This is a genomic window from Paracoccus sp. 22332, from assembly GCF_052045125.1.
In the GTDB taxonomy this organism is placed as follows: domain Bacteria; phylum Pseudomonadota; class Alphaproteobacteria; order Rhodobacterales; family Rhodobacteraceae; genus Paracoccus; species Paracoccus haematequi_A.
Genome location: NZ_JBQEOI010000120.1, coordinates 1 through 787, shown reverse-complemented (window position 1 = coordinate 787; position 787 = coordinate 1). Strand labels below are relative to the sequence as shown.

Annotated in this window: 2 protein-coding genes and 1 pseudogene; all 3 read right to left on the bottom strand. The window is 52.2% G+C overall.

The window, feature by feature from the left end:
* Positions 1–74: 74 nt before the first annotated feature.
* Positions 75–512, bottom strand: coding sequence for a hypothetical protein (locus ACTJI6_RS24125; protein ID WP_440804306.1), 438 nt, complete (start codon positions 510–512; stop codon positions 75–77).
* A 3-nt stretch (positions 513–515) separates the two neighbouring features.
* Positions 516–689 carry a hypothetical protein gene (locus ACTJI6_RS24120; protein WP_440804304.1) on the bottom strand — a complete coding sequence of 58 codons (174 nt, stop codon included), beginning with the start codon at positions 687–689 and terminating at the stop codon, positions 516–518.
* Positions 686–787, bottom strand: a pseudogene (locus tag ACTJI6_RS24115) (IS5/IS1182 family transposase); the annotation flags it as partial. The gene ACTJI6_RS24120 and the pseudogene ACTJI6_RS24115, both read right to left, overlap by 4 nt.

Here is a 787-nt window from a genome sequence, read left to right as displayed (position 1 = left end):
ACCCTTCAGCAGTTCATCCAGAAGTTCCTTGGAGATCGTCATGCATGCTTCCTTTCGGTGAAGCATGGACCGGATCACTCATACACAGAAGATCGGACACTCTCGTTGCGGCGATATTCGCGCATCTCTTCTCGAAGTCTGATGCTGCTTTCAACGTCGTCCCAGCGTTTTGAAGCGCGCCCACGGGCGAACCCATCCCTGGACGACATCTCCAGCAGATAACGTGTAGCATCCTTCGCAATGCGAAGTTTATCAGCTTCGTAATGGTCCCACTCTCGCTCGACAGCCAATTCAGAGACTGCTTTTTCTGTGATGTCATAGATCTTGACGCCTTCAGACGCCGAGACAAGCTCAAGAAAAAACTTGATCGCCTCCGCAGCCTGGTATTCCTGACTGCCATCATTGCTGATACTCGCGCGCATCAAGCGCCGGACAAAATCAGCAAGCGTATGCCCCATGAATTCTGCATTGGCATTTGCTTGCATTAAGGCACGTTCGTAATCGTCTGACATACATCACCCCACCGCAAAAACCTTCATGACTTCATCCCCGAGATGATTAATCACCTTCACGGCTATCCGGCCCGATTTCGGCTTCGGGAAAGGGCGGGATATGTCGGAGTAAAGGCTGTCCCAAGCGTCTTCGTCAATCTCGGCCTTCAATGAGGTTTTCAGCGCCTTGTAGGTCATGTTGACAAATGGCGGAGCCAGAGCCTGATGCAGGCGATGTCAATGAAGCCGAGGAAACTGTCTGCAGTTTTGTCGTAACGGGTCGCCAGCCGTCGGCT